This window comes from Micromonospora sp. NPDC005686, assembly GCF_042871665.1.
GTDB lineage: Bacteria > Actinomycetota > Actinomycetes > Mycobacteriales > Micromonosporaceae > Micromonospora.
In genome coordinates, this window is sequence record NZ_JBIAIY010000005.1 from 290698 (window position 1) to 313128 (window position 22431).

At 73.5% G+C, this 22431-nt stretch carries 26 protein-coding genes; 7 read left to right on the forward strand and 19 right to left on the reverse strand.

The window, feature by feature from the left end; genetic code table 11:
* Nucleotides 1-206: 206 nt before the first annotated feature.
* The 5 genes from frr to ACFYON_RS14575 all read right to left on the reverse strand — a co-directional run bounded on the left by frr (nucleotide 207) and on the right by ACFYON_RS14575 (nucleotide 5105).
* On the reverse strand, nucleotides 207-764 hold the full coding sequence (gene frr / locus ACFYON_RS14555) for a ribosome recycling factor (protein WP_354865741.1): 558 nt from the start codon (nucleotides 762-764) through the stop codon (nucleotides 207-209).
* Between the two features lie 86 nt (nucleotides 765-850).
* Complete coding sequence (gene pyrH / locus ACFYON_RS14560) at nucleotides 851-1618, reverse strand: UMP kinase (RefSeq protein ID WP_354865743.1); 768 nt, start codon at nucleotides 1616-1618, stop codon at nucleotides 851-853.
* Nucleotides 1619-1775: 157 nt separating this feature from the next.
* Nucleotides 1776-2603 (reverse strand): translation elongation factor Ts, encoded by an 828-nt coding sequence (gene tsf / locus ACFYON_RS14565; RefSeq protein ID WP_354865745.1) that lies wholly within the window; start codon nucleotides 2601-2603, stop codon nucleotides 1776-1778.
* A gap of 257 nt (nucleotides 2604-2860) precedes the next feature.
* Nucleotides 2861-3766, reverse strand: coding sequence for a 30S ribosomal protein S2 (gene rpsB, locus ACFYON_RS14570; RefSeq protein WP_354865747.1), 906 nt, complete (start codon nucleotides 3764-3766; stop codon nucleotides 2861-2863).
* A gap of 298 nt (nucleotides 3767-4064) precedes the next feature.
* Nucleotides 4065-5105 (reverse strand): hypothetical protein, encoded by a 1041-nt coding sequence (locus ACFYON_RS14575; RefSeq protein ID WP_387187514.1) that lies wholly within the window; start codon nucleotides 5103-5105, stop codon nucleotides 4065-4067.
* A 244-nt stretch (nucleotides 5106-5349) separates the two neighbouring features.
* Between ACFYON_RS14575 and ACFYON_RS14580 the strand changes: the two genes are divergently transcribed.
* The 3 genes from ACFYON_RS14580 to ACFYON_RS14590 are packed head-to-tail and all read left to right on the forward strand — an operon-like array spanning nucleotide 5350 to nucleotide 8406.
* Nucleotides 5350-5709: a YraN family protein gene (locus tag ACFYON_RS14580; protein ID WP_355096899.1), complete on the forward strand. Its 360-nt coding sequence runs from the start codon at nucleotides 5350-5352 to the stop codon at nucleotides 5707-5709.
* A gap of 1 nt (nucleotide 5710) precedes the next feature.
* Complete coding sequence (locus tag ACFYON_RS14585) at nucleotides 5711-7231, forward strand: YifB family Mg chelatase-like AAA ATPase (RefSeq protein WP_354865753.1); 1521 nt, start codon at nucleotides 5711-5713, stop codon at nucleotides 7229-7231.
* Entirely contained in the window at nucleotides 7228-8406 is a 1179-nt protein-coding gene (locus tag ACFYON_RS14590; RefSeq protein ID WP_354865755.1) for a DNA-processing protein DprA, read from the forward strand. The genes ACFYON_RS14585 and ACFYON_RS14590 overlap by 4 nt, the downstream gene beginning before the upstream one ends.
* A gap of 5 nt (nucleotides 8407-8411) precedes the next feature.
* Here the strand turns inward: ACFYON_RS14590 and ACFYON_RS14595 are convergent, their stop codons facing one another.
* A complete protein-coding gene (locus tag ACFYON_RS14595) occupies nucleotides 8412-8753 on the reverse strand; it encodes a hypothetical protein (protein WP_355095848.1) in 342 nt (113 codons plus the stop codon).
* A gap of 394 nt (nucleotides 8754-9147) precedes the next feature.
* Here ACFYON_RS14595 and ACFYON_RS14600 point away from each other — a divergent pair, with 394 nt between their 5' ends.
* Together ACFYON_RS14600 and ACFYON_RS14605 are read left to right on the forward strand one after the other, a co-directional pair.
* On the forward strand, nucleotides 9148-10131 hold the full coding sequence (locus ACFYON_RS14600; protein WP_354866016.1) for a tyrosine recombinase XerC: 984 nt from the start codon (nucleotides 9148-9150) through the stop codon (nucleotides 10129-10131).
* A 160-nt stretch (nucleotides 10132-10291) separates the two neighbouring features.
* A complete protein-coding gene (locus ACFYON_RS14605) occupies nucleotides 10292-11473 on the forward strand; it encodes an aminotransferase class V-fold PLP-dependent enzyme (RefSeq protein WP_354865759.1) in 1182 nt (393 codons plus the stop codon).
* Between the two features lie 70 nt (nucleotides 11474-11543).
* Here the strand turns inward: ACFYON_RS14605 and ACFYON_RS14610 are convergent, their stop codons facing one another.
* Complete coding sequence (locus ACFYON_RS14610) at nucleotides 11544-12152, reverse strand: murein hydrolase activator EnvC family protein (RefSeq protein WP_387187424.1); 609 nt, start codon at nucleotides 12150-12152, stop codon at nucleotides 11544-11546.
* 131 nt (nucleotides 12153-12283) lie between these two features.
* On the opposite strand from ACFYON_RS14610, the gene ACFYON_RS14615 reads away from it, so the two are divergent.
* Both ACFYON_RS14615 and ACFYON_RS14620 read left to right on the forward strand, forming a co-directional pair.
* Complete coding sequence (locus ACFYON_RS14615; RefSeq protein ID WP_354865761.1) at nucleotides 12284-12943, forward strand: methyltransferase domain-containing protein; 660 nt, start codon at nucleotides 12284-12286, stop codon at nucleotides 12941-12943.
* Nucleotides 12940-14046: a sulfite oxidase gene (locus ACFYON_RS14620; protein ID WP_354865763.1), complete on the forward strand. Its 1107-nt coding sequence runs from the start codon at nucleotides 12940-12942 to the stop codon at nucleotides 14044-14046. The genes ACFYON_RS14615 and ACFYON_RS14620 overlap by 4 nt, the downstream gene beginning before the upstream one ends.
* A gap of 25 nt (nucleotides 14047-14071) precedes the next feature.
* Here the strand turns inward: ACFYON_RS14620 and ACFYON_RS14625 are convergent, their stop codons facing one another.
* The 12 genes from ACFYON_RS14625 to proS form a co-directional block, all read right to left on the reverse strand.
* A complete protein-coding gene (locus ACFYON_RS14625) occupies nucleotides 14072-14395 on the reverse strand; it encodes a DUF2469 domain-containing protein (protein WP_011905215.1) in 324 nt (107 codons plus the stop codon).
* The gene (locus ACFYON_RS14630; RefSeq protein ID WP_354865766.1) at nucleotides 14392-15270 is read right to left on the reverse strand and encodes a ribonuclease HII; all 879 of its coding nucleotides are present in this window, start codon (nucleotides 15268-15270) and stop codon (nucleotides 14392-14394) included. The genes ACFYON_RS14625 and ACFYON_RS14630 overlap by 4 nt, the downstream gene beginning before the upstream one ends.
* Complete coding sequence (locus ACFYON_RS14635; RefSeq protein WP_354865768.1) at nucleotides 15264-15731, reverse strand: NUDIX domain-containing protein; 468 nt, start codon at nucleotides 15729-15731, stop codon at nucleotides 15264-15266. The genes ACFYON_RS14630 and ACFYON_RS14635 overlap by 7 nt, the downstream gene beginning before the upstream one ends.
* A gap of 90 nt (nucleotides 15732-15821) precedes the next feature.
* Nucleotides 15822-16454: a signal peptidase I gene (lepB, locus tag ACFYON_RS14640; protein WP_354865770.1), complete on the reverse strand. Its 633-nt coding sequence runs from the start codon at nucleotides 16452-16454 to the stop codon at nucleotides 15822-15824.
* Nucleotides 16451-17332 (reverse strand): signal peptidase I, encoded by an 882-nt coding sequence (gene lepB / locus ACFYON_RS14645; protein WP_354865772.1) that lies wholly within the window; start codon nucleotides 17330-17332, stop codon nucleotides 16451-16453. The genes lepB (ACFYON_RS14640) and lepB (ACFYON_RS14645) overlap by 4 nt, the downstream gene beginning before the upstream one ends.
* 169 nt (nucleotides 17333-17501) lie before the next feature.
* Entirely contained in the window at nucleotides 17502-17861 is a 360-nt protein-coding gene (gene rplS / locus ACFYON_RS14650; protein WP_354865774.1) for a 50S ribosomal protein L19, read from the reverse strand.
* A 140-nt stretch (nucleotides 17862-18001) separates the two neighbouring features.
* Nucleotides 18002-18790 carry a tRNA (guanosine(37)-N1)-methyltransferase TrmD gene (gene trmD, locus ACFYON_RS14655; RefSeq protein ID WP_354865776.1) on the reverse strand — a complete coding sequence of 263 codons (789 nt, stop codon included), beginning with the start codon at nucleotides 18788-18790 and terminating at the stop codon, nucleotides 18002-18004.
* 27 nt (nucleotides 18791-18817) lie between these two features.
* Nucleotides 18818-19357, reverse strand: a complete 540-nt coding sequence (gene rimM, locus ACFYON_RS14660; RefSeq protein ID WP_354865778.1) for a ribosome maturation factor RimM — start codon at nucleotides 19355-19357, stop codon at nucleotides 18818-18820.
* Complete coding sequence (locus ACFYON_RS14665; protein ID WP_030500803.1) at nucleotides 19357-19617, reverse strand: RNA-binding protein; 261 nt, start codon at nucleotides 19615-19617, stop codon at nucleotides 19357-19359. The genes rimM and ACFYON_RS14665 overlap by 1 nt, the downstream gene beginning before the upstream one ends.
* Nucleotides 19592-20068: a 30S ribosomal protein S16 gene (gene rpsP, locus ACFYON_RS14670; RefSeq protein WP_354865780.1), complete on the reverse strand. Its 477-nt coding sequence runs from the start codon at nucleotides 20066-20068 to the stop codon at nucleotides 19592-19594. The genes ACFYON_RS14665 and rpsP overlap by 26 nt, the downstream gene beginning before the upstream one ends.
* A gap of 242 nt (nucleotides 20069-20310) precedes the next feature.
* Nucleotides 20311-20931 (reverse strand): DUF402 domain-containing protein, encoded by a 621-nt coding sequence (locus ACFYON_RS14675; protein ID WP_354865782.1) that lies wholly within the window; start codon nucleotides 20929-20931, stop codon nucleotides 20311-20313.
* A gap of 49 nt (nucleotides 20932-20980) precedes the next feature.
* Nucleotides 20981-22396: a proline--tRNA ligase gene (gene proS, locus ACFYON_RS14680; RefSeq protein ID WP_354865784.1), complete on the reverse strand. Its 1416-nt coding sequence runs from the start codon at nucleotides 22394-22396 to the stop codon at nucleotides 20981-20983.
* Between the last annotated feature and the right edge of the window lie 35 nt (nucleotides 22397-22431).

Consider the following 22431-nt stretch of genomic DNA (forward strand, 5'->3'; position numbering starts at 1 on the left):
ATCCCCTACCGGCGTGAGACTTCCTGTTTTACCGACCGACGGCCGGGCGACTCCCGCCGCTCACCCGTGGTGGTCGGGAATCGTGCCGAGCCTACTGCACCCGCCGGAGCGCCGAGGGTGTGCGCCGCCGGGCACGACGACGGCACCGGGCCGTCGCCCCGTCGGGGCGACGGCCCGGTGCGGTGCCGTGTGGGGTACGCGGGTGCTCAGACCTCGAGCAACTCGCTCTCCTTGTGCTTGACCAGCTCGTCGACGCCTGCGACGAAGCGCTGGGTCAGGTCGTCCAGCTCCTTCTCCGCGCGCCGGCCCTCGTCCTCGCCGACCTCGCCGTCCTTGACCAGGCGGTCCAGCTCCTCCTTGGCCTTGCGGCGGATGTTGCGGACGGCGACCTTGGCCTCCTCGCCCTTCTGCCGGGCGACCTTGATCATGTCGCGGCGCCGCTCCTCGGTCATCTGCGGCAGGACGATGCGGAGCTGGTTGCCCTCGTTGTTCGGGTTGGCCCCGAGGTCCGAGTCGCGGATCGCCTTCTCCATGGCGCCCAGCTGCGAGTTGTCGTACGGCTTGATGATCACCATGCGCGGCTCGGGCACCGCGATGGACGCCATCTGCGGCAGCGGGGTCGGGCTGCCGTAGTAGTCGATGAGGATCCGGGAGAACATGGCGGCGTTGGCGCGTCCGGTACGGATCCCGCCGAACTCCTCCTTGGCGTGCTCGATGGCACGCTCCATCTTCTCCTCCGCCTCGAGGAGGGTGTCGTCGATCACCGGTCTCCTCGCCTCCTTCTGTCGCTCGTCGTGTGTGGTGCGGGTGCTGCCGTGGCAGAGGGACCGTCGCCGGTCCGGCGGGCCGGTCAGGCCGTGATCAGGGTGCCGATCTTCTCACCGCCGACGGCGCGGACGATGGTGTCGTCGCCCTGCGCGCCGAAGACCAGCATCGGCAGGCCGTTCTCCATGCAGAGGCTGAACGCGGCGGCGTCGGCCACCCGCAGGTTACGGCGCAGCACCTCGGAGAAGGTGATCGAGTCGAGCTTGCTCGCGGTCGGGTCGATCCGGGGGTCGGCGGTGTAGACCGCGTCCACGCCGTTCTTGCTCATCAGCACGACGTCCGCGCGGATCTCCAGCGCCCGCTGGGCGGCCACCGTGTCGGTGGAGAAGTACGGCATGCCGGCGCCCGCGCCGAAGATGACCACGCGGCCCTTCTCCAGGTGCCGGATCGCACGCAGCGGGATGTACGGCTCGGCGACCTGTGCCATGGTGATCGCGCTCTGCACCCGGGTCTCGATGCCCTCCTTCTCCAGGAAGTCCTGGAGGGCCAGGCAGTTCATGACCGTGCCGAGCATGCCCATGTAGTCGGCGCGGGCCCGGTCCATGCCGCGCTTCTGCAGCTCGGCGCCGCGGAAGAAGTTGCCGCCGCCGACCACCACGGAGACCTGCACGCCGCGGCGTACCACGGTGGCGATCTGCCGGGCGATGCCCTGCACGACGTCGGGGTCGACACCGATCGCACCGCCGCCGAAGACCTCACCGGAGAGCTTCAGCACCACCCGGCGGGACCGACCGGGCGGAGGGGCGGTCGGATCTTCCACCGCCAGGTTCCGGTCACTCACAACCTGCGTCATCCGCCCCGCCCCTTCTCCCCGCGCATTGCGCGGCTGTCGCGTACGTGCCCCTGCCGACCCTATGTGACGAGGAGGCCGCGGTGCCTGTCGCGTACACCGGCGGCCTCCTCGTCTACGTTCTCCCCTGTGCCCGGGCCGGAGGGCCCGGTGCGGCGGCTCAGGCCTGGCCGACCTCGAACCGCAGGAAGCGCGTCACCTCGATGCCGGCGTCGGCCAGCACCTGCTTGACGGTCTTCTTGTTGTCGGCGACCGACGGCTGCTCCAGCAGGACGAAGTCCTTGAAGAAGGCGTTTACCCGGCCCTCGACGATCTTCGGCAGCGCCGCCTCGGGCTTGTTCTCCTCGCGGGCGGTCTGCTCGGCGATGCGCCGCTCGGACTCGACGGTCTCGGCCGGCACCTCGTCGCGGGTGAGGTACTTCGGCCGCATCGCGGCGATCTGCATGGCCACCGCACGCGCATCCGAGGCAGCGGCCTCGTCGCTCTTGCCGGTGAACTCGACCAGCACGCCGACCGCCGGGGGCAGGTCCTGGCTCTTGCGGTGCATGTAAACGGTGGTGTTGCCGTCCAGCTTGGCGAAGCGGTTGAGCACCAGCTTCTCGCCGATCTTGGCGGACTGCTCCTGGATCAGGTCGGCCACGCTCTTGCCGTCGATGCTGCTGGCGAGCAACTCCTCGGCGTTGGTGGCGCCGCTGGTCACGCCGTGCTCGACCAACTGCTGGGCCAGCGCGATGAAGGCGTCGTTCTTGGCGACGAAGTCGGTCTCGCAGTTGAGCTCGAGCAGCGCCTGGCCGGAGTGGGCGACGAGGCCGTTGGCGGCGGTACGCCCGGCCCGCTTGCCGACGTCCTTGGCACCCTTGACGCGCAGGATCTCGACGGCCTTGTCGAAGTCGCCCTCGGCCTCGGTCAGCGCCTTCTTGGAGTCCATCATGCCGGCGCCGGTGAGGTCGCGGAGCTTCTTGACGTCCGCGGCGGTGAAGTTGGACATGACTCTCTCTTCGGTGTCAGTGAGGTGGTCTGGGGTGCTGGTTACCCGGTTCCGGGCCGGTTCTGCCCGGCGTACCCGTGGGGGGGGGGGGGGGGGGGGGGGGGGGGGGGGGGGGGGGGGGGGGGGGGGGGGCGGGGGGGGGGCGGGGGGCGGGGGGGGGGGGCGGGGGGGGCGGGCGGGGCGGGGGGGGGCCGGCGGCCCCCCCCGCGCCCCCCCCCCGGGGGGGCGGGGGGGGGGGGCCCCCCGCGACGGCGAGATCACTCCGCGGCGGCGGTCGCCGGCTGCTCGGCGGCAGGCGCGGCCGGCTCCGCGGCGGCGGGCTCCGCGGCAGCGGCGGCGGGCTCCGCGGCGGCGGCGGGCTGCTCGTCGGCCTTCTTCGGCTCCTCGAGCAGCTCGCGCTCCCACTCGGCCAGCGGCTCGTTGGCGCCGACCTGGCCGGCCTCGGGCTTCTCGTCCGCGCCGCGGTTACGGCCGGAACGGGCGATCAGACCGTCGGCGACGGCGGCGGCGACGACCCTGGTCAGCAGCTCGGCCGAGCGGATGGCGTCGTCGTTGCCCGGGATCGGGAAGTCGACCTCGTCCGGGTCGCAGTTGGTGTCGAGCACCGCGATCACCGGGATGCCCAGCTTGCGGGCCTCGTCGACGGCGATGTGCTCCTTCTTGGTGTCGACGATCCACACCGCGGCCGGGAGCTTCTGCATGTCCCGCAGACCACCGAGGGTCTTGGTCAGCTTGATCTTCTCGCGGGAGAGCTGGAGCGTCTCCTTCTTGGTGTAACCGGCGGCGGTGCCGCTCAGGTCACCCAGGGCCTCCAGCTCCTTCATCCGCTGCAGCCGCTTGTACACGGTCTGGAAGTTGGTCAGCATGCCACCGAGCCAGCGGTGGTTGACGTACGGCTGGCCGACCCGGGTCGCCTGCTCGGCGATGGCCTCCTGGGCCTGCTTCTTGGTGCCGACGAACAGGATGCTGCCGCCACCCGCGACGGTGGTGCGGATGAACTCGTACGCCTTCTCGATGTAGTCGAGCGTCTGGCGCAGGTCGATGATGTAGATACCGTTGCGCTCGGTGAAGATGAAGCGCTTCATCTTCGGGTTCCAGCGCCGGGTCTGGTGCCCGAAGTGCACACCGCTTTCCAGCAGCTGACGCATGGTCACGACGGCCATGGTGGGTTACTCCTATTTCGTCCCTGGTTGTCCGTCCGGCCGGTGGCCGGACGCCTGGCGCCCGGTCGCCGGCCAGGGTGGGCCCGGTACGTCAACCGGGACCAGGGAGGCCGTCGCCCCACGGAGAAGACCGTGGAGAGGGCACGCGAGGTCGACCGCGCGAGGCGGTCGCCAGTCGACCAGTGTACGCGCCGTCTCCGCTGCCCGGCCCTCGGGTGCGGAGCACGCCGTGCGGGCCGGCGCTCGCGGGCGTGGCCCGCCGCTCGCCGTGCCGGGGCCCGCGGGCGTTTCGTTCCCCTCAGCCCGCCGCAAGGGCGGCGGCGAGGAAGAGGACCAGCCCGACGGTCAGGTACGCGGTCGGCGGACGCAGCCAGCCCCGGCTGCCGTCGGCGAGCGCCAGCCCTCCGGTGCGCAGCCCGTACAGGCCGGTGCCGAAGATCGGCAGGCCCACCACCAGGAACATGCCCACCACGACGTGTGACGTCGACACCGGGTCACCGAACATGCCGTGCAGCAGCACCCGCACCGCCGGCGCCTCCAGCACCAGCACGAGCACCGCGAGCAGGATCGCCAGCGCCGGGCGCCGGGTCCGGTAGACGCCGTCACCGGGCGGCGGCCCGTCCGGTCGCGGCAGCACCGCGGGCATCGGGCCGGTCGGCATCTCCAGCGGATTCGGGCTCGCCGCCGGCTGGGCGGGACCGCCCGGGCGCTCGCCGATACGCAGCGGAGTGGGCTCGCCGGGGTTCAGCCGTCCCGCGGCGGACGGCTCGGTCCCGCCGTCCGGGCCCGCGGCGCCGGGCGGCGCCGGCTCGACGACCGGGTAGCCGCCGATCGGGCTGAGCCGAGGCTGATCGACGGCGCCGGCGACGCGGGCGTCAGCGCCGCCGGCCGGGTCGCCGCCGTGCGCGATGAGGCCGTACGGGTCGGCGCCGGCCGGGGCGGTCGACGGCGTACCGAGCGGGCTCGCCAGCGGGTTCCCGTGCGCGGCGGTGCCGAGCGCGTCGACGCCGCTGCGGGCCACCGGGCCGAGCGGGTCGGCCGCCGACTCCCGCGCCGCGCGACGAGCGGCTCGCGACCCGGGCAGCTCACCGGAGACCTCCGGGTCGTCCGGCCGCTGCGACCGCCAACTGCTCGTGTCGTCCACCAGCGGATCGGCGGCGGAGTAACGGCCCGGCTCGGCGTACCGGTTCTCACCGGCCCGCTGCTCAGGCGTGCGGTAGTCGTCGTCGCGGTAGCGGGGCTCACCCGCGGCGCGCCAGTCCGACTCGTATCCGCGGTCGCCCCAACGCGACCCCTGCTCATCCTCGGAATAGCTCCGTCGTCCGTCCACGACCGGCACGGTATGCGACACGCACCAGCCGCGCCATTCGGGCACCCGGCGATATCGGCCCAGGTCAGCGCCGATATCGCCGGGTTGCCATCGCACTACTCTGCGTGGTCGCAGGGCGTGAGGGTCCGCTCGTCATGCCTCTCCGTAGCAGATCGGACTCATGATCGTCGTTCCGTCCACAAGCCCACCCCTGTCCACAGGCGACCGGACCGGCCCACTCGTGATCACGGCCGCCGGACGCATCCTGACCGGCATGACGAACCGGAACCGAGCCGTCGGGGCGTACGGCGAGCGGTGCGCGCTGCGGCACCTGATCGAGGCGGGCCTGCGCCCGGTCGCCCGCAACTGGCGCTGTCCCGAGGGCGAGATCGACATCATCGCCTGGGAGGGCCCGGTCCTCGCCATCTGCGAGGTCAAGACCCGCCGTACCGAGCGGTTCGGCTCCCCCGCCGAGGCGGTCGTCCAGGCCAAGGCCCGCCGGCTGCGCGGCCTCGCCGCCCGCTGGCTCGCCGAGACCGGCACCACCGCCGACGAGGTCCGCTTCGACGTCCTCTCCGTCCGGCTCCCGCTCACCGGCCCCGCCCGCGTCGAACACCTCCGCGGAGCGTTCTGACATGGGGTACGCGAAAGTGCTGAGCGTCGGCCTGGCCGGGGTCGCCGGGCACCTCGTCGAGGTCGAGGCCGACCTTGCTCCCGGACTGCCCGCCGTGATCATCTCCGGCCTGCCGGACACCGCCCTGCACGAGGCGCGCGACCGGGTCCGCGCCGCGATCGTCAACTCCGGCCAGAAATGGCCCAACCGCCGCATCACCCTCAACCTGCTCCCCGCCACGCTGCCCAAGTACGGCTCGGCGTTCGACCTCGCCATCGCGCTCGCCGTCCTGGCCGGCGCGGGCGAGCTGCCGCCGGTGGCCCTGGACGCCACTGTCGTGCTCGGCGAACTCGGTCTCGACGGCACGGTACGCCCCGTCCGCGGCACGCTGCCCATGGTCGCCGCCGCCGCTCGCGCCGGGCACACCCGCGTCGTCGTACCCGCCGGCAACGCCGCCGAGGCGGCGGTCATCCCGGGAGTACGGGTGCAGGCCGTCGACACCCTGCACCGGCTCGTCGCCCACGTCCGCCACGGCAGCCCGCTGCTCACCCCACCCGGTCAGGTCCCGGTCGGCGGGCCGGCCGGACCCGACCTCGTCGACGTGGCCGGGCAGCCGCTCGGCCGGCGTGCCCTGGAGATCGCCGCCGCCGGGGGCCACCACCTCGCGCTGCTCGGCCCACCCGGCGCCGGCAAGACCATGCTCGCCGAGCGACTGCCGTCGATCCTGCCCGAACTGGACGACGAGGCCGCTCTGGAGGTGACCGCGCTGCACTCGATCGCCGGCCTGCTGCCACCCGGCGGCGGGCTGCTGCGCCGTCCCCCGTTCCAGGCGCCGCACCACACCGCCACGGTGCCCGCGCTCGTCGGAGGCGGCTCCGGGCTGGCCCGGCCCGGCGCGGTGTCGCTCGCCCACCGCGGGGTCCTGTTCCTCGACGAGGCGCCCGAGTTCAGCAAGGGCGCGTTGGAGGCGTTGCGGCAACCGCTGGAGAGCGGCCGGGTGCGGGTGGCGCGTACCCGCGGCGCCACAGAATACCCGGCCCGCACCCAACTGGTGCTGGCCGCCAACCCCTGCCCCTGCGCGAAGCCCTCGGGAGACGTCGACTGCGAGTGCCCGCCGCTGACCCGGCGACGCTACCTGGGGCGGTTGTCGGGTCCGCTGCTCGACCGGGTGGACGTGCAGGTCCGGTTGACGGCGGTACGCGCGGCGGAGTTGCTGAGCACCGACGCCGCGCACGAGTCCTCGGCCACCGTCGCCGCCCGGGTCGTCGCCGCACGGCACGCCGCGGCCGGCCGCTGGGCGGCCACCGGGCAACGGGTCAACGCCGACGTCCCCGGCCCCTACCTGCGCCGTCCGCCGTGGCACCTACCGGCCCGGGTCACCACGGATCTGCGCCGCCGGCTCGACACCGGTTCGCTGTCCGCGCGTGGCTACGACCGCGTACTGCGTCTCGCCTGGACCATCGCCGACCTGGACGGGCGGGACCGGCCCGGCCGCGACGACGTGGCGGAGGCCATCCAGCTCAGGACGGGAGAGGTCGGGTGAGCGCCGACGACCGCCGGCTGGCGCGGGTCGCGCTCACCTGGCTCGCCGAGCCCGGCACCCGCTCGGTGTACGCCCTGGTCGAGCGGATCGGCCCGGTCGCCGCGCTCGACCTGCTGCTGTCCGGCGAGGCGCCGGACCGGGCGCTGCGGTCGGCCGTGGCGGCACGCGGCGCCGCCGGTGACGCCCGCGCGGTGGCGGCGGAGGCGCTAACCCGCGGTGAACGGCTCGGGGCCCGGCTGGTCACCCCCGAGGACGACGAATGGCCCGCCCAGGTCGAGGATCTGCGACGGCTGACGCTGTCCGGGGCCACCCGGCGGGTCGACGCGGAGACCGATCCGCCGCTCTGCTTCTGGGTACGCGGAGCGTGGCCGCTCGGCGAGACTCTGGCGCGCTCGGTGGCGGTGGTCGGCGCCCGGGCGGCCACCCCCTACGGCGCGCACGTCGCCACCGAGCTGGGCTACGGCCTCGCCGACCGGGAGTGGACGGTGGTGTCCGGTGGCGCGTTCGGCATCGACGCCGCAGCGCATCGCGGGGCATTGACAGCGGGCGGACGCACCGTCGCCGTGCTCGCCTGCGGGGTGGACCGGCCGTACCCGATGGGCAACGCCGCGCTGTTCGACCGCATCGCCGACACCGGCCTACTGGTGAGCGAATGGACTCCCGGCGCGGAGCCGCTGCGCCCACGGTTCCTCATCCGCAACCGGGTCATCGCGGCGGCGACGAACGGCACGGTGCTGGTCGAGGCCGCCGCCCGCAGCGGCGCCACCCAGACACTCAACCGGGCGCTCGGCCTGCACCGGCCCGCCATGGTGGTGCCGGGCCCGGTGACCTCAGCGATGTCCGTCGGCGGGCACGAGGTGCTGCGGGAACAGCCGCGGGCCCGGCTGGTCACGAACGTCGCGCACGTGCTGGAGGAGGTGGGACGCATCGGGTACGACCTCGCTCCGCCCGCGCGAGCGCCCGAACGTCCACGGGACCGGCTCGACGAGGAGGCCACCCAGGTACTGGAGGCACTGCCCCGCCGCCGTGCCCTCGACCTGGAGAGCGTCGCGGCACGCGCGGGGATGGACCTGCGCACCACCATGCGCAAGCTGTCCATGCTGGAGGAACTGGCGATGGTGGTACGCCGCGACGACGGCTACGCCCTCGCACCGCCACCGGCAGCCCACCCGTGAACGCGTCAGTCGCCCTCGAACCGGATCTCGGCGTCGCGGCGCTCGGCGCATCGGTGGACGAGCCGGGCCAGCCGGCGGACGTGGTCGGCCTCCGCCTGCGCCCGGGCCACCTCGGCCAGGCACCGCAGCTCGGCGAGCAGCTGCGCCAGGCGCTCGGCGCCCACTGTCAGCTCACCGAGCGGGTCGACGCGGTCCAGCAGTGGGGTCCGGCCACCGCCGCGGACACGCTTGAGCAGGTCGAGCAGCAGATCCTGCGGGTCCGCCACCACCTCGATCGAGACGTACACGGGTCGGCGGCGGCTGTCGCCCGCGGATACCTGCCGGTAGAGGACGGCGTCCACTCCCACTCTCGGCCCTCCTCGTAGCGGCGTCACCGACGCGGGGACGCGTTCGCCCGATCGCGGCCGGATCGACCTCCGTCGGGGTCGGCTCGGGCCACGCTGCCCGCCGGTCGCCGCACCGGAGCGTGCCGCAGCATGAGTTTCCCCTGTCCAGACCCGCTTCTGCCACCCCACTCAGCGCGCCGGCAGGTAATCGACGCCGGGAGACGGGAACCACGGCCGGGCCGACACGGCGAACGGCGGGGATGGCGGCACGGCGAACGTGGGGCCTCCAGCCTTACGCTGGGGCGGTGACGGCTGTCCGCCTCCCCCGCCGCGAGCGCGTGCGCTCGGGCCGGATGCCGCGGTGAGCAGGCAGCGGCGCGGCACGCGGGACGCGCACGAGGAACTGCCTGCCTCGATGCGCGAGGCGGTGGACGACTTCGCCGACCACCTGTCGCGGGTGCGTAACCGCTCCGTCCACACCGTCCGGGCGTACGTCACGGATCTGGTGTCGCTGCTGGACCACGCGGCCCGGATGGGCTGCGCGGAGTTGCCGGAGCTGGACCTCGCCGTGGTGCGTAGCTGGCTGGCGAAGCAGCGGACCATGGGAGCGGCCCGGACGACGATGGCGCGGCGTGCAGCCGCGGCCCGGACCTTCAGCGCCTGGGCGCACCGGACCGGCCTGCTCGCCGACGACGTGGCGGCGCCACTGGCCAGCCCTCGGGCCCGGCGGGAGCTGCCCACCGTGCTGCGGGCCGACCAGGCCGCCGCTCTGGTGGAGGCCCCGTCGCGGCAGCGCCCGAGCCCGGCCGAGGCCGACCGCCCGAGGGTCCACCTCGACCGCGCCGGGCTCGGACGAAGGGTCGCCGCCGAATCGGCCGGCGACGCGCCGCCCGACGCGGTGCTGCTGCGCGACCGGCTGCTGCTGGAACTGCTCTACGGCACCGGGGTACGCGTCAGCGAGGCGTGCGGCCTGGACGTCACCGACGTCGACCAGGCCCGCCGGGTGGTACGTGTGCTCGGCAAGGGCGGGCGGGAACGCTCGGTGCCCTACGGGGTGCCGGCGCAGCGCGCGCTCGACACCTGGCTGCGCGACGGCCGGCCCGCCCTGGTGGCCCCGGGCTCGGGCCGGGCGCTGCTGCTCGGGGCACGGGGCGGGCGGCTCAACCCGACCACCGCGCGGCGGATCGTGTCCGGCTGGACCGAGGCCGCCGGTGTGCCCCGGGTGACGCCGCACGGGCTGCGCCACTCCGCCGCGACGCATCTGCTCGAAGGGGGCGCGGACCTGCGGGCCGTGCAGGAGCTGCTGGGGCACTCGTCGCTCGCCAGCACCCAGATCTACACGCACGTCTCGGTGGAGCGGCTCCGCGCCGCGTACCGGCAGGCGCACCCCCGCGCCTGACCGCCGCGAGCGCACAGGCAACGCCGGTGGAACACCACGGGTGTCTACGGCGCGCAGGACACCCATCACGTTCCACCCGAGCAGGCGGGGCGGGCGGGCGGCGGAGCGGTTGGCGGGCGAAATCGACCGGGCATGATCCATCTCGGGCTAGGATCGGCGGATGACGGTGCCGCAGCCGCCCGAGCCGATTCCCGGTGCTCGGCTGCTCTTCTCCCTCGATCCCTCCGTCAGCCACCTCAATCACGGCTCGTTCGGCGCCGTACCCATCGCCGTGCAACGCGCCCAGCAGCGCCTGCGCGACGAGATGGAGGCCAACCCGCCGCGGTTCTTCACGCGGGGCCTGGTCGACCGGATCGCCCACGCCCGGCGGCACCTGGCCGCGTTCCTCGGCGCCGACCCGGACGGCACCACGCTCGTCGGTAACGCCACCGCGGGCGCGGCCGTGGTGTTGCAGTCGCTGGGGCTGCGCCCGGGCGACGAGATCGTGACCACCGACCACGGGTACGGCGCGGTGGCGCTGTCCGTCGCCCGGGAGTGCGCCCGTACCGGTGCGGCGTCCCGCACCCTGCCGGTGCCGTCGACCGCCACCGACGAGGAGGTGGTCGAGATCATCCGCGACGGGCTGCGCCCCGGGCGCACCCAGCTGCTGATCGTCGACCAGCTCACCTCGCCGACCGCCCGGCTGTTCCCGACCGCGGCAATCGTCGCGGTGGCCCGGGAGCAGGGCGTGCCGGTGCTGGTCGACGCCGCCCACGCACCGGGCATGCTGCCGGCCACCGTCGCGTCCGTCGGCGCCGACTTCTGGGTCGGCAACCTGCACAAGTGGGCGTACGCGCCACGCGGCACCGCCGTGCTCGTGGTGGCGCCGCAGTGGCGGGAGAGGATCCAGCCGCTCGCCGTCTCGTGGGAGCAGGACAGCGGCTTCCCGGTCCGTGTCGAGTGGCAGGCGACGCTCGACTACACCGGCTGGCTGGCCGCCCCGGTGGGCCTGTTCACGTTGCGCAGCCTGGGCGTGGACCGGGTACGCGCGCACAACGCGGCGCTGGCCGCGTACGGGCAACGGGTCGTCGGGGACGCGCTCGGTGTGGCGCCCGAACGGCTGCCGGAGCCCGGCGGACCGGCGGTCGCCATGCGGCTCGTGTCGCTGCCGCCCGGTGTGGCGACCACGCTCGACGCGGCCCGGGAGCTACGGACCCGGATCGCCGAGCGGATCGCCGCAGAGGTGTCGATCGCCGCCTGGAACGGGCGCGGCTACCTGCGGCTGTGCGGCCAGGTCTACAACACCCCCGACGAGTACGACCGACTGGCCGTCCGGCTGCCCACGCTGCTCGCCCAGGGCTGAGCGGCCCGCGCGCCGACCGCCGACCGGCGCTCGTCGGTCACCGGCGGCATCGGTCACCTGGTGACGTCGCTCAGCCGGCGACGTCGGCGAGACCGCCGGAGACAGGGTGCAGCGGGAGCAGCCGGACACGACCGAGGCCGAGCAGTGCCAGCGGGTCGAGGTATTCCGCGTCGCGGCGCAGCCCCCAGTGCAGGCAGGCCGCCTCGGCACAGCCGGGGTGCCCGGCGAGCAGGGCGCCGACCGGCGTGCCGGCGTCCACAGGGGTGCCGGCGGTGAGCCGGGAGCGGACCGGTTCGTATGTGGTGCGCAGGCCGTCGGAGTGGCCGACGGTGAGCACCGGCCGGCCGGCGACGGCGCCGGCGAACAGGACGGTCCCGGCGCCGGCCGCCAGCACCGGCGCACCCGGCGCGGCGGCGAGGTCGACGCCCCGGTGCCCGGACAGCCAGGGCTGCGGCGGCGGGTCGAACCGCCGCACCACCCGTGGCGTACCGGCCAGCGGCCACCGGAACCGGCCAGTGGCACCCGCAGGCGAACCCGACGACGGCCCGACCGCGAGCGAGTGGGCCCCCGGTCGAGACGACGGTGCCGCCCGGGACGGCACGGAGGCGCCCGGCAGGCAGGCGACGAGGAACAGCACCACCAGCCCGGCCCTGCCGGCATGAGAGATAGAAGGGCGCACGCCGGCCACCCTGCCGCCCCGAGCACCGGCCCGCGAACCCCACCCGACCGGCCTGTGGACAACGCCCGGCTTGTGGACGAGCGCCGAAATCGGAGCGGATCTGCTACGGCCCGCACGCCTATGCTGGCCGGGTGACGAAGGACTGGTACGCCTGGCACAGCGACTACGACCAGCCCGAGTCCGCACTGGCGCGGCGGCTCGCCGAGGTGCGGCGGCGTGTCTCCGACGCGCTGGACGCGGCGCCGTCCGGTCCGCTGCGCGCGCTGAGCCTGTGCGCGGGTCAGGGCCGCGACCTGATCCCGGTGCTGGCCGCCCATCCCCGGGGCGGCGACGTGACCGCGCGCCTGGTCGAGCTGGACCCGCGCAACGCCGATCTGGCCCGTCGCGCCGCCGCCGACGCGGGGCTCACCGGCGTGGAGGTGGTGACCGCTGACGCCTCGCTGACCGACCGCTACGCCGATCTGGCCCCGGCGGATCTGGTGCTGGTCTGCGGCATCTTCGGCAACATCGGCGACGACGACATCCGGGCGACGGTGCGGCACTGCGCCTCGCTCTGCACCACCGGCGGCACGGTGCTGTGGACGCGGCACCGGCGCGAGCCGGACCTGGTGCCGGTCATCTGCGAGTGGTTCGCCGAGGAGGGCTTCGAGCCGGTCGCCGTGGGCAGCCCGGCCGACGGCGTGGGCGTCGGCGCGCACCGCTTCACCGGCACACCCCGCCCGCTGCCGCCAGGGGTGCGGATGTTCCAGTTCGTGGGCTACGACGTGCTGGAGCGGACGGAGCAGCGATGACCACAGTGGACGACGTCAGCCGGCCCTCTCGCCTGGCCGGGCCGGACGAGGCGATCAGCGCCGAGGAGCTCCAGCTCGCCGCGCGCAACCACGGCATCCCGCTGGAGGCGCTGCGGTACGACGTGACCCCGGCGGGCCTGCACTACCTGCTCATCCACTACGACATCCCGGACGTCGACCCGGCGGCGTACGCGTTGAGCGTCTCCGGCGCGGTCGAGCGTCCACTGCGGCTGGACCTGGCGGCGCTGCGCGACCGGCCCCGGGTGACCCACCGGGTCACGCTGGAGTGCGCGGGCAACGGCCGGGCGCTGCTGCGTCCCCGTCCGGTCAGCCAACCCTGGCTGGTGGAGGCGGTGGGCAACGCGGAGTGGACCGGCACGCCGCTGGCGCCACTGCTGCGCGAGGCCGGCCTGTCCGGCGACGCGGTGGACGTGGTGTTCACCGGCGCGGACCACGGGGTGGAGCGCGGCGTCGAGCAGGACTACCAGCGGGCGCTGCCGGTGGCCGACGCGCTGCGCGAGGAGGTGCTGCTGGCGTACGAGATGAACGGCGCTCCCCTGCTGCCGCAGCACGGGGCGCCGCTGCGCCTGATCGTGCCCGGCTGGTACGGCATGGCGCACGTGAAGTGGCTGCGCGACATCACTGTGACGACGGAGCCGTTCGACGGCTACCAGAACGCGGTGGCCTACCGGCTGCGGCGCGACGCCGACGACCCGGGTGTGCCGGTGACCCGGATCGAGCCGCGTGCCCTGGTGCGTCCGCCCGGGTTCCCGGACTTCATGTCCCGCACCCGGGTGCTGCGTCCCGGACCGTGCACTCTGGACGGCCGGGCCTGGTCCGGCCACGCGCCGGTGACCTCGGTCGAGGTGACGGTGGACGGCGGCGAGACGTGGGCGCCGGCGGTCCTGGACGAGCCGGCCGGTGGCGAGTGGGCGTGGCGCCGGTGGTCGGTGAGCTGGACGGCCACGCCGGGGCGGTACGTGCTCGGCGCCCGGGCGACCGACGCCTCGGGGCGTACCCAGCCGGTCGAGCAGTCGTGGAACCGGGGCGGGTTCGCGAACAACCTGGTGCAGCGGGTCGAGGTGGTCGTGCCGGCGGAGTGATCCGGGAGCGTTCCGCCGCCTGCGGTCAGCTCCCGAATCCGGAATCTGCGGGAAGCGAGATGTCGGGCTTTTCGAGCTCTTCCACATTGACGTCCTTGAACGTCATCACTCGAACATTCTTGACGAAACGGGCAGGACGGTACATGTCCCACACCCAGGCGTCGTGCATCTCGACCTCGAAGTAGACCTCGCCGTCGGAGTTGCGCACGTGCAGGTCGACCTGGTTGGCCAGGTAGAAACGGCGCTCGGTCTCCACCACGTAGGAGAACTGGCGGACGATGTCGCGGTACTCCCGGTAGAGCTGCAGCTCCATCTCGGTCTCGTACTTTTCGAGATCTTCCGCGCTCATCGCACTCCGCCTTCCATGACCACATCTTCCCCCACCGACGCCGGAGGTCGCGGCTGCTCGCCCAACGCCACGCCGACGGTACCCCCTGACGCGCCGCCGCGCCCCATCGGCTCGTCTGGGCGGCCGGCGAACACGCCGGGCCCCAGGCCCGGCAGCCCGGCCACGGGCTCGGGCGGCGCCCCGCCGGCGTCACCCGCCGGGCGGCGGGCGCGGGGAGGCCGGCCGTCCCGTCCGGAGACGGCGGCCACGTTCACGTACGAGAAGCGGTGTTCCCGGCAGGGCCCGAGCGCGCGCAGGGCGGCGCTGTGCTCGGCGGTGATGTAGCCCTTGTGCTCGGCGAACCCGTAGCCGGGGAACCGCCCGTCCAGCTCCACCATGATCCGGTCCCGGGTGACCTTCGCCAGCACGCTCGCCGCCGCCACACACGCGGCCACCCGGTCGCCCTTCCAGACCGCCAGGCCCGGCACGTCCAGCCCGTCGACGCCGAAGCCGTCGGTCAGCACGTACTCCGGGCGGGTGGTGAGCGAGGCGAGCGCCCGCCGCATCGCGGCGAGGTTGCACACGTGCAGCCCGCGCGCGTCGACCTCTTCGGCCGGGATGACGACCACGGCGTACGCCAGGGCCCGTGCCACCACCTGCTCGTAGACGCGCTCGCGGGCGGCGGCGGTGAGCAGCTTCGAGTCGGCCAGCTCGTCGATCTCGCCGCGCCGGCCCTCGGGCAGGATCGCGGCGGCGGCCACGAGCGGCCCGGCGCAGGCGCCACGACCGGCCTCGTCGGCGCCCGCCACGTGCCGGAAGCCGCGCCGCTGCAGGGCCCGCTCCAGCGCGTAGAGGCCGCCGTCACGGCGGACCACGGTGCGCGGCGGGGTCAGCATGCGCCGCCTCCCGCCAGTACGGCGCCGAGCCGGCCGGGCAGGTCCGGCGGGTAGTAGCGCTCGGCGCAGGCGGCCAGCTCGGCGACCGGCCACCAGCGGTGCCCGTGCACGCTCGCCCGTTCGACGTCGTTGAAGCCCGCGGTGTCGACCTCCCAGCCCGACACCCGGACCAGGTAGAACTGCTGCTCCTGGCGATACCAGACACCGTCGAACGGGAACTCGACGGTGTCCGACCAGACCGGCGTGCCCAGCTCGGCCGGGGCCAGCCGCAGGCCGGTCTCCTCGGCCAACTCCCGGGCGGCGCCGTCGGCCGGGGGCTCCCCCGGCTCCAGCCCGCCGCCGGGCGTGAACCAGTAGCGGTGGCCCGGCCGGGCCGGATCACTGCCCTCGAACAGCAGCACCCGGTCGGACGCGTCGACCAGCAGCACCCGGGCCGCGCGACGAGGGGTGAAGACAGTCACCGGAACAGCCTGCCAGACGCCTGTGACGAACGACCACGCCCCTCCGCCGCCGGCGCCGGGCCGACGTGCCGGCGCGTGGCGCGGGCCCGCTCAGGGATTGGGGATCCCGTCGAACTGCTCGGGCACGGTGAGCCAGGTCGCGCGGCTGACCGGCCAGAAGATCGTGAAGGCCCGCCCGACGACCTCGCCCTCGGGGATGGTGGCGACGTTGATGTCCTCGCCTGACTGCTGCCAGTGCTCGAGCGAGTCGCCGGACGCCTCCCGGTGGTCACCCATGACCCACAGGCGCCCCTTCGGCACGGTGATGTCGAAGTCCTGGTCGGCGGGCTTGTTGCCGGGGAAGATGAACGGCTCGTCGATCGGCTTGCCGTTGACGACCAGCCGCTCCTGTCCGCCGGTGCGGTCGCAGCAGACCACGTGATCGCCGCCGACGCCGATCACCCGCTTGATGAAGTCCTCGCCGTCGGGGTTGCCGCTCCACTCGGTGGGCGCCTTGAAGACGATCACCTCCCCCCGGTGCGGCGAGCGGAAGTCGTAGACCAGCTTGTTGACAAGCACCCGGTCGTCGATCTTGAGAGTGTTCTCCATGGACGGTGACGGGATGAAGAAGGTCTGCAGCACGAAGGCACGCACCAGCACCGCGACCAGAATCGCCACGCCCAGGAGGATGGGCAGCTCCTTCCAGAAGGAGCTGCGGGGCTTCTCGGTCTGCTCGTCGATCACGGGAGGAGCCTACGTCGCCCGGTGCGGCGCGGTCGTCCCGAACCCGCCAGAACGGTGAGCGTCGCCGCGACCGGAAGGATCAGGACGACCCCGCCGAGCGGGTCGGGATCCACCGGGACCGGCCGGGCCGGCGCGGCCTCCGCGCGCGGCACGCTGGTGAACGTCTCCGGTACGGGCAGGGTGGTCCATCGCTGCGACGGCCAGACGATCATGAAGGCGCGGCCGACCACGTTCTCGATCGGCACCGGCCCCTGACACCGGGCGTCCTGCGAGACCAGCCGGTGGTCCCCCATCACGAAGATCTGCCCCGGCGGCACCACCACCTCGGTGAACTGCCGCGACCGGCACTCCTTGGGATTGGGCGGCAGCTCGACCGGGGAGTCCTCGGAGACGTACGCCTGCTCGTCCAGCGGCACCCCGTTGACCACCACCCGGCCGTCGTCGCAGCACCAGATCTTGTCGCCCGGTACGCCGATGACGCGCTTGATGAAGTCCTTCTCGCCGGGGCGGCTGACGCCCACCAGGTCGCCGAGCGTACGGCCGACCCGGCCGGCGAAGTTGGCCGGCGGCGCGGGCGCCTCCTGGGCGACCCAGCGGTCGGTACCCCGGAAGACCACCACCTCGCCGCGGACCGGATCGCGGACGTCGTAGACGACCTTGTTGACGAGCACCCGGTCGCCGATGAGCAGCGTGTCCTCCATCGACCCGGACGGGATGAAGAACGCCTGGAGCAGGAACGTGCGGATCAGCACCGCGAGGCAGAACGCCACGATCAGCAGCAGCGGCAACTCCTGCCAGAGCGGCATCTGGCGGCGGCCACGCCGGGCCCGTCGGCGCCAGGGGTCGGCGGCGCCGTCCTCGTCAACCATCTGCACCATGCCACTCTCCGGTCCGCGGAAACGACACTACCGCCCGGGAGTCCCCTCGGAGACCCCACGGGCGGTAGTGGACCGTTTCGCACCGTCCGGTCGCGCCCGTACCGACCAGAGTAATGCGATCCGGTCGATACGACATCCGCGCAGCTCGGGCGGCGTGGCGTACGGGAATTCAGTTCGCCGGCTGCTTCTCCCGCAGCTCCTTGATCTTGGCCTTCTTGCCGCGCAGCTCACGCAGGTAGTAGAGCTTGGCGCGACGCACGTCACCGCGGGTCACGATCTCGATCCGGTCGATGCCCGGGCCGTTGAGCGGGTAGGTCCGCTCCACGCCGACGCCGAAGCTGACCTTGCGGACCGAGAAGGTCTCGCGCAGACCGTCACCCTGGCGGCGGATGACGACGCCCTGGAAGATCTGGACCCGGGACCGGTTGCCCTCGACGACCCGCGCGTGCACCTTGACGGTGTCACCGGCACGGAAGTCGGGCAGGTCGGTACGCTTCGACTGGGCGTCAAGGGCGTCCAGGATGTTCATCGCTGCGTCCTCGTGAGGCTCACGGCGCATCGTCAGTCGATGCGCGGATGGGTGATTCTGACCCCCGGGCGACCGGCGAGACCGGCCCCGGCCGAGGGTCCTCGCATCCGCTCACGGCGTGGGCGGATGCGGCAACCCCTCTACTTTGCCACATGCCCCGGTGACGAGGAAAATCCGCCCCGGTCCAGCGCGGCCCGGTCCCGCCCGTCGAGCGTCCCGGGGGCCAGCGCTTCGATCATGTCGGGGCGCCGGGCCGCGGTCCGCAGCAGCGACTCGTCCCGCCGCCAGCGGTCGATCCGGGCGTGGTCGCCGGAGCGCAGCACCTCGGGCACGTCCAGCCCGCGCCAGCTCGCCGGCTTCGTGTACAGCGGGGCCTCCAGCAGGCCGTGCGCGTGCGACTCCTCGTCCAGCGACCCGGCGTTGCCCAGCACGCCGGGCAGCAGCCGGGTGACCGCCTCCAGCATCACCAGCACCGCCACCTCGCCGCCGAACAGCACGTAGTCGCCGAGGGAGACCTCGGTCACCGGCATCCGGCTCGCGGCGTGCTCCAGCACCCGCTGGTCGATGCCCTCGTACCGGCCGCAGGCGAACAGCAGGTGCGACTCGGCGGCCAGCTCGTGCGCCATGGCCTGGGTGAACGGGACGCCCGCGGGCGACGGCACGAGCAGCCGGGGCAGCGTGTGCCCGTCCGGGCTCAGCTCACCGGGCGCCAGCGCGTCCAGCGCCTCACCCCACGGCTCCGGCCGCATGACCATGCCGGGACCGCCGCCGTAGGGCGTGTCGTCGACGGTGCGGTGCACGTCGTGGGTCCAGGTCCGCAGATCGTGTACGGCCAGCCGCAGCGTGCCGTTCGCGCGGGCCCTGCCGATGAGCGACAGGTCCAGCGGGGCGAAGTACTCGGGGAAGATCGACACGATGTCGACGCGCATGCGGTGGCTCCAGCCGGAGGTCGAGAGCTAGAGATCGAGCAGGCCACCGGGCAGGTCGACGACGACGCGACCGCCGGCCAGATCCACCTCGGGCACGATCGTCTTGACGAACGGGACAAGCGCGGTACGCCCGTCGGGACGCCGCAGCACCAGCAGGTCCGACGCGGGCGCGTGGTCGATGCGGGTCACCTCGCCCACGTGCTCCCCGTCCCGGGTCACCACGGCGAGCCCGACCAGCTGGTGGTCGTGGAACTCCTCCGGGTCCTCCGGCGGGTTGACGTCGGCGCTGTCCACGCCGAGCAGCGTGTTGCGCAACGCCTCGGCGACGTCGCGGCCCAGCACGCCCTCGAAGACCACCAGCAGGCGGCCCTGGTGCCAGCGGGCCGACTCGACGGTCAGCGTCGGCGGCACCCGCCAGGCGCCGGGCTCCGACGGGGTCACCCCCGGCTCGGTGGTCAACACCGAACCGGGGGCGAACCGTGCTTCGGGCTCATCGGTGCGCACTTCCACGGTGACCTCACCGCGGATGCCGTGCGGTTTGCCGATCCGGCCGACGACGAGAAGCATCAGTACGAGTCGACGATGTCGACGCGTACCCCACGCCCGCCGATGGAGCCGATCACCTGGCGCAGTGCCTTGGCGGTCCGGCCGGACCGCCCGATCACCGTGCCGAGGTCCTCGGGGTGCACGCGGACTTCGAGGCGCTTGCCCCGACGGGAGTCGACCATGCGCACCCGGACGTCGTCCGGGTGGTCGACGATGCCCTTGACCAGGTGCTCCAGGGCGGGACGCAGTGCCATGTCAGGCCTGCTCGCCGGACTCGGCACCGGTCTGCTCCTCGGCCTTGGGGGCCTCGGTCTTCGGCGCCTCGGCCTCCGGCTTGGCGGTCTCCGGCTTGGCGGCCTTCTTGGCCGGCTTGGCCGGGGTGTCCGCCACGCCGGCGGCGGCCTTCGCCTCGGCCTCGTACGCCGCCTTGCGGTCGGCCCGCTCGGGGGCGACCTTCAGCGGCGGCGGTGCCGGCAGGCCCTTGAACTTCTGCCAGTCACCGGTCAGCTCCAGCAGGCGCTGCACGGCCTCGCTCGGCTGGGCGCCGACCGACAGCCAGTACTGGACCCGCTCCGACTTGACCTCGATCACCGAAGGGTCTTCCTTCGGCTGGTACACACCGACGAACTCGATCGCGCGACCATCACGCTTGGTGCGCGAGTCGGCGATGACGATGCGGTACTGCGGGTTGCGGATCTTGCCCATCCGCAGGAGCCGGATCTTTACGGCCACAGTTGTTTCGCTCCTGTTGCGATCTCACCGGCCCGTTCGGGCGGTGTGGCGGGTGAGCGCCGACCGGCACAGTGGGGTTTGGGCCGGAGACTGCTCGGTGAACTGGCGACGCGCCCGGGTTAGAGGGCGCCGGACGCGCGCCGGATACCAGCGGTCCATTCTGCCAGATGCGGCCCGGAACTCTCACACCGGACCCGGACATCACGCCCGGGGCGGGTCGGGCCGTGACGGAGGACACCGGTTCAGCGCACCGGCGGGCGGTCCCACCCGGGCGGAAATTCGTCCGGTACGTCCCATTCCGGAGGTGGGGTGAAGTCGCACCAGGTGCCGTCGAACGGGAACTCCCCCGCCTCGGCGATCCGGATCACCCGCTCGCCCTCGGCGCGTACCGCCTTCTCGTCGGTCACCCAGTAGTGCTCCGGGAGGGCCAGCCGCTCGGCGAACTCGTCCTCGTCCTTCCACTCCCAGCTCAGGTCCGGACGGACCACCACGTCGAGGTCCTGGTCGATCATGTCGACGCCGGCCACCGTGCCGTCGTCCCAGCGGACGCCGGGCTCCTCCAGGTTGACGTACCAGTTCTGGAATCGGCCCGCCGCGTCGCGGAACCACCAGACGGAGTGGGCGGCGCCCGCCGGCAGGAACTCCAGCACCGGCGGGCCGTTCCACCGCCCCCGAGCGAGCCGGTAGGACGACGTCGCCCACTCGGTGAACGGCACGGCCCGCATGCCCAGGCCGGCGGCTGTCACCTCGTGCGCGACGGGCGTGTCCCGCGCCACCCAGAGCAGCAGCCCACGCTCGTCGTCGGAGACCACCCGGGCCGACCGGACCCAGCCGATCCGGCCGTGCCGCACGTTCCGGTGCATGATCAGCCGCCCCGGCTCGAACCGGCCGGAAGGATCGCCGGGCCGCACCTCAGTAGGCGCGGGCGAGGATCGCCACCAGGTCGGGCTCGTCCTCCGAGTCCGGCACCGAGCCGTCGGCGCGCACCAGGCAGCGGACCGTCACGCCCTGGCCGTTCGCCTCGGCCTCGCCCTCGACGCCGACCGCCGACCACGGCACCCGCGCCCAGCCGGTGGCGGACGCCTCGATCGCCTCGGCAAGCGTCGACACCTCGACGGTGCGGGACCGGCGGAACTCCAGCGCCTGGTCGTGCAGCGCCCGCTGGTCGGCCTCCAGCGCGGCCAGGACCGCGCCGACCACGTCGGCCACCGGCGTCGGGGCCTTCGAGCCGTCCGTACGCCGGACCACCACCGCGTTGCCGGCGGCCAGGTCACGCGGGCCGACCTCGACGCGGACCGGGTAGCCGCGCAGCTCGGCGTCGACGGCACGGCGGCCGAACGCGGTGTCGGTCCGGTCGTCCAGCGCCACCCGCACCCCGGCGTCGCGCAGCGCGTCACAGAGCTTTTGTGCCGCCTCGGCAGGGCCGCCAGGGCCCTCGCCGTCCTTGACGATCATCACGTACGCCTGCACCGGCGCCAGCTTCGGCGGCACCCGCAGCCCGTTGTCGTCGCCGTGGCACATGATCAGGCCGCCGAGCATCCGGGTCGACGTGCCCCAGGAGGTGGTCCACGCGTGCTCCCGGCCGCCCTCGGCCGAGGAGTAGCTGATGTCGAACGCCTTGGCGAAGTTCTGCCCCAGCTCGTGGCTGGTGCCCAGCTGGAGCGCCTTGCCGTCGCCCATCATGCCCTCGCACGTGTACGTGGCGGTCGCGCCGGCGAAGCGCTCCCGGGCGGTCTTCAGGCCGACCACCACCGGGATGCCGAGCACGTTGACCATCAGGTCCTCGTACGCCTCGTGCAGGATCCGCCGGGCGTAGGCGCGGGCGTCGTCCCGGGTGGCGTGCGCGGTGTGCCCCTCCTGCCAGAGGAACTCGCTGGTGCGCAGGAAGATCCGCGGGCGCAGCTCCCACCGGACCACGTTGGCCCACTGGTTGAGCAGCAGCGGCAGGTCGCGGTACGAGTCGATCCACTTGGCCATGAACTCGCCGATGACCGTCTCGCTCGTGGGGCGGACCACCACCGGCTCGGCGAGCTGCTTGCCGCCACCGTGCGTCACCACCGCCAGCTCCGGCGAGAAGCCCTCGACGTGCTCGGCCTCCCGCTTGAGGTAGCTCTCCGGGATGAACAGCGGGAAGTAGGCGTTCTCCGCGCCGGCCGCCTTGATCCGGGCGTCCATCTCGGCCTGCATCCGCTCCCAGATGGCGTAGCCGGCCGGTCGGATCACCATGGTCCCCCGGACCGGGCCGTTGTCGGCCAGCTTCGCCTTGGCGATCAGGTCCTGGTACCAGCGGGGAAAGTCCTCCGCACGGGGAGTGAGCACGCGTGCCATGACCGCACATCCTATGCGCCGTGCGGGGCGCGGAT

Bases quoted from the DNA above. Each gene is read 5' to 3' on its own strand.
- ACFYON_RS14585 (WP_354865753.1), top strand. From the start codon at position 5,711: ATGGGGTACGCGAAAGTGCTGAGCGTCGGCCTGGCCGGGGTCGCCGGG.
- ACFYON_RS14580 (WP_355096899.1), top strand. From the start codon at position 5,350: ATGACGAACCGGAACCGAGCCGTCGGGGCGTACGGCGAGCGGTGCGCG.
- ACFYON_RS14675 (WP_354865782.1), bottom strand. From the start codon at position 20,931: ATGCACCGGAACGTGCGGCACGGCCGGATCGGCTGGGTCCGGTCGGCC.
- ACFYON_RS14600 (WP_354866016.1), top strand. From the start codon at position 9,148: ATGCGCGAGGCGGTGGACGACTTCGCCGACCACCTGTCGCGGGTGCGT.
- trmD (WP_354865776.1), bottom strand. From the start codon at position 18,790: ATGCGCGTCGACATCGTGTCGATCTTCCCCGAGTACTTCGCCCCGCTG.
- rplS (WP_354865774.1), bottom strand. From the start codon at position 17,861: ATGAACATCCTGGACGCCCTTGACGCCCAGTCGAAGCGTACCGACCTG.
- ACFYON_RS14625 (WP_011905215.1), bottom strand. From the start codon at position 14,395: ATGAGCGCGGAAGATCTCGAAAAGTACGAGACCGAGATGGAGCTGCAG.
- tsf (WP_354865745.1), bottom strand. From the start codon at position 2,603: ATGTCCAACTTCACCGCCGCGGACGTCAAGAAGCTCCGCGACCTCACC.
- rpsB (WP_354865747.1), bottom strand. From the start codon at position 3,766: ATGGCCGTCGTGACCATGCGTCAGCTGCTGGAAAGCGGTGTGCACTTC.
- rimM (WP_354865778.1), bottom strand. From the start codon at position 19,357: ATGCTTCTCGTCGTCGGCCGGATCGGCAAACCGCACGGCATCCGCGGT.
- ACFYON_RS14620 (WP_354865763.1), top strand. From the start codon at position 12,940: ATGACCACAGTGGACGACGTCAGCCGGCCCTCTCGCCTGGCCGGGCCG.
- proS (WP_354865784.1), bottom strand. From the start codon at position 22,396: ATGGCACGCGTGCTCACTCCCCGTGCGGAGGACTTTCCCCGCTGGTAC.
- lepB (WP_354865772.1), bottom strand. From the start codon at position 17,332: ATGGTGCAGATGGTTGACGAGGACGGCGCCGCCGACCCCTGGCGCCGA.
- ACFYON_RS14605 (WP_354865759.1), top strand. From the start codon at position 10,292: ATGACGGTGCCGCAGCCGCCCGAGCCGATTCCCGGTGCTCGGCTGCTC.
- pyrH (WP_354865743.1), bottom strand. From the start codon at position 1,618: ATGACGCAGGTTGTGAGTGACCGGAACCTGGCGGTGGAAGATCCGACC.
- ACFYON_RS14630 (WP_354865766.1), bottom strand. From the start codon at position 15,270: ATGCTGACCCCGCCGCGCACCGTGGTCCGCCGTGACGGCGGCCTCTAC.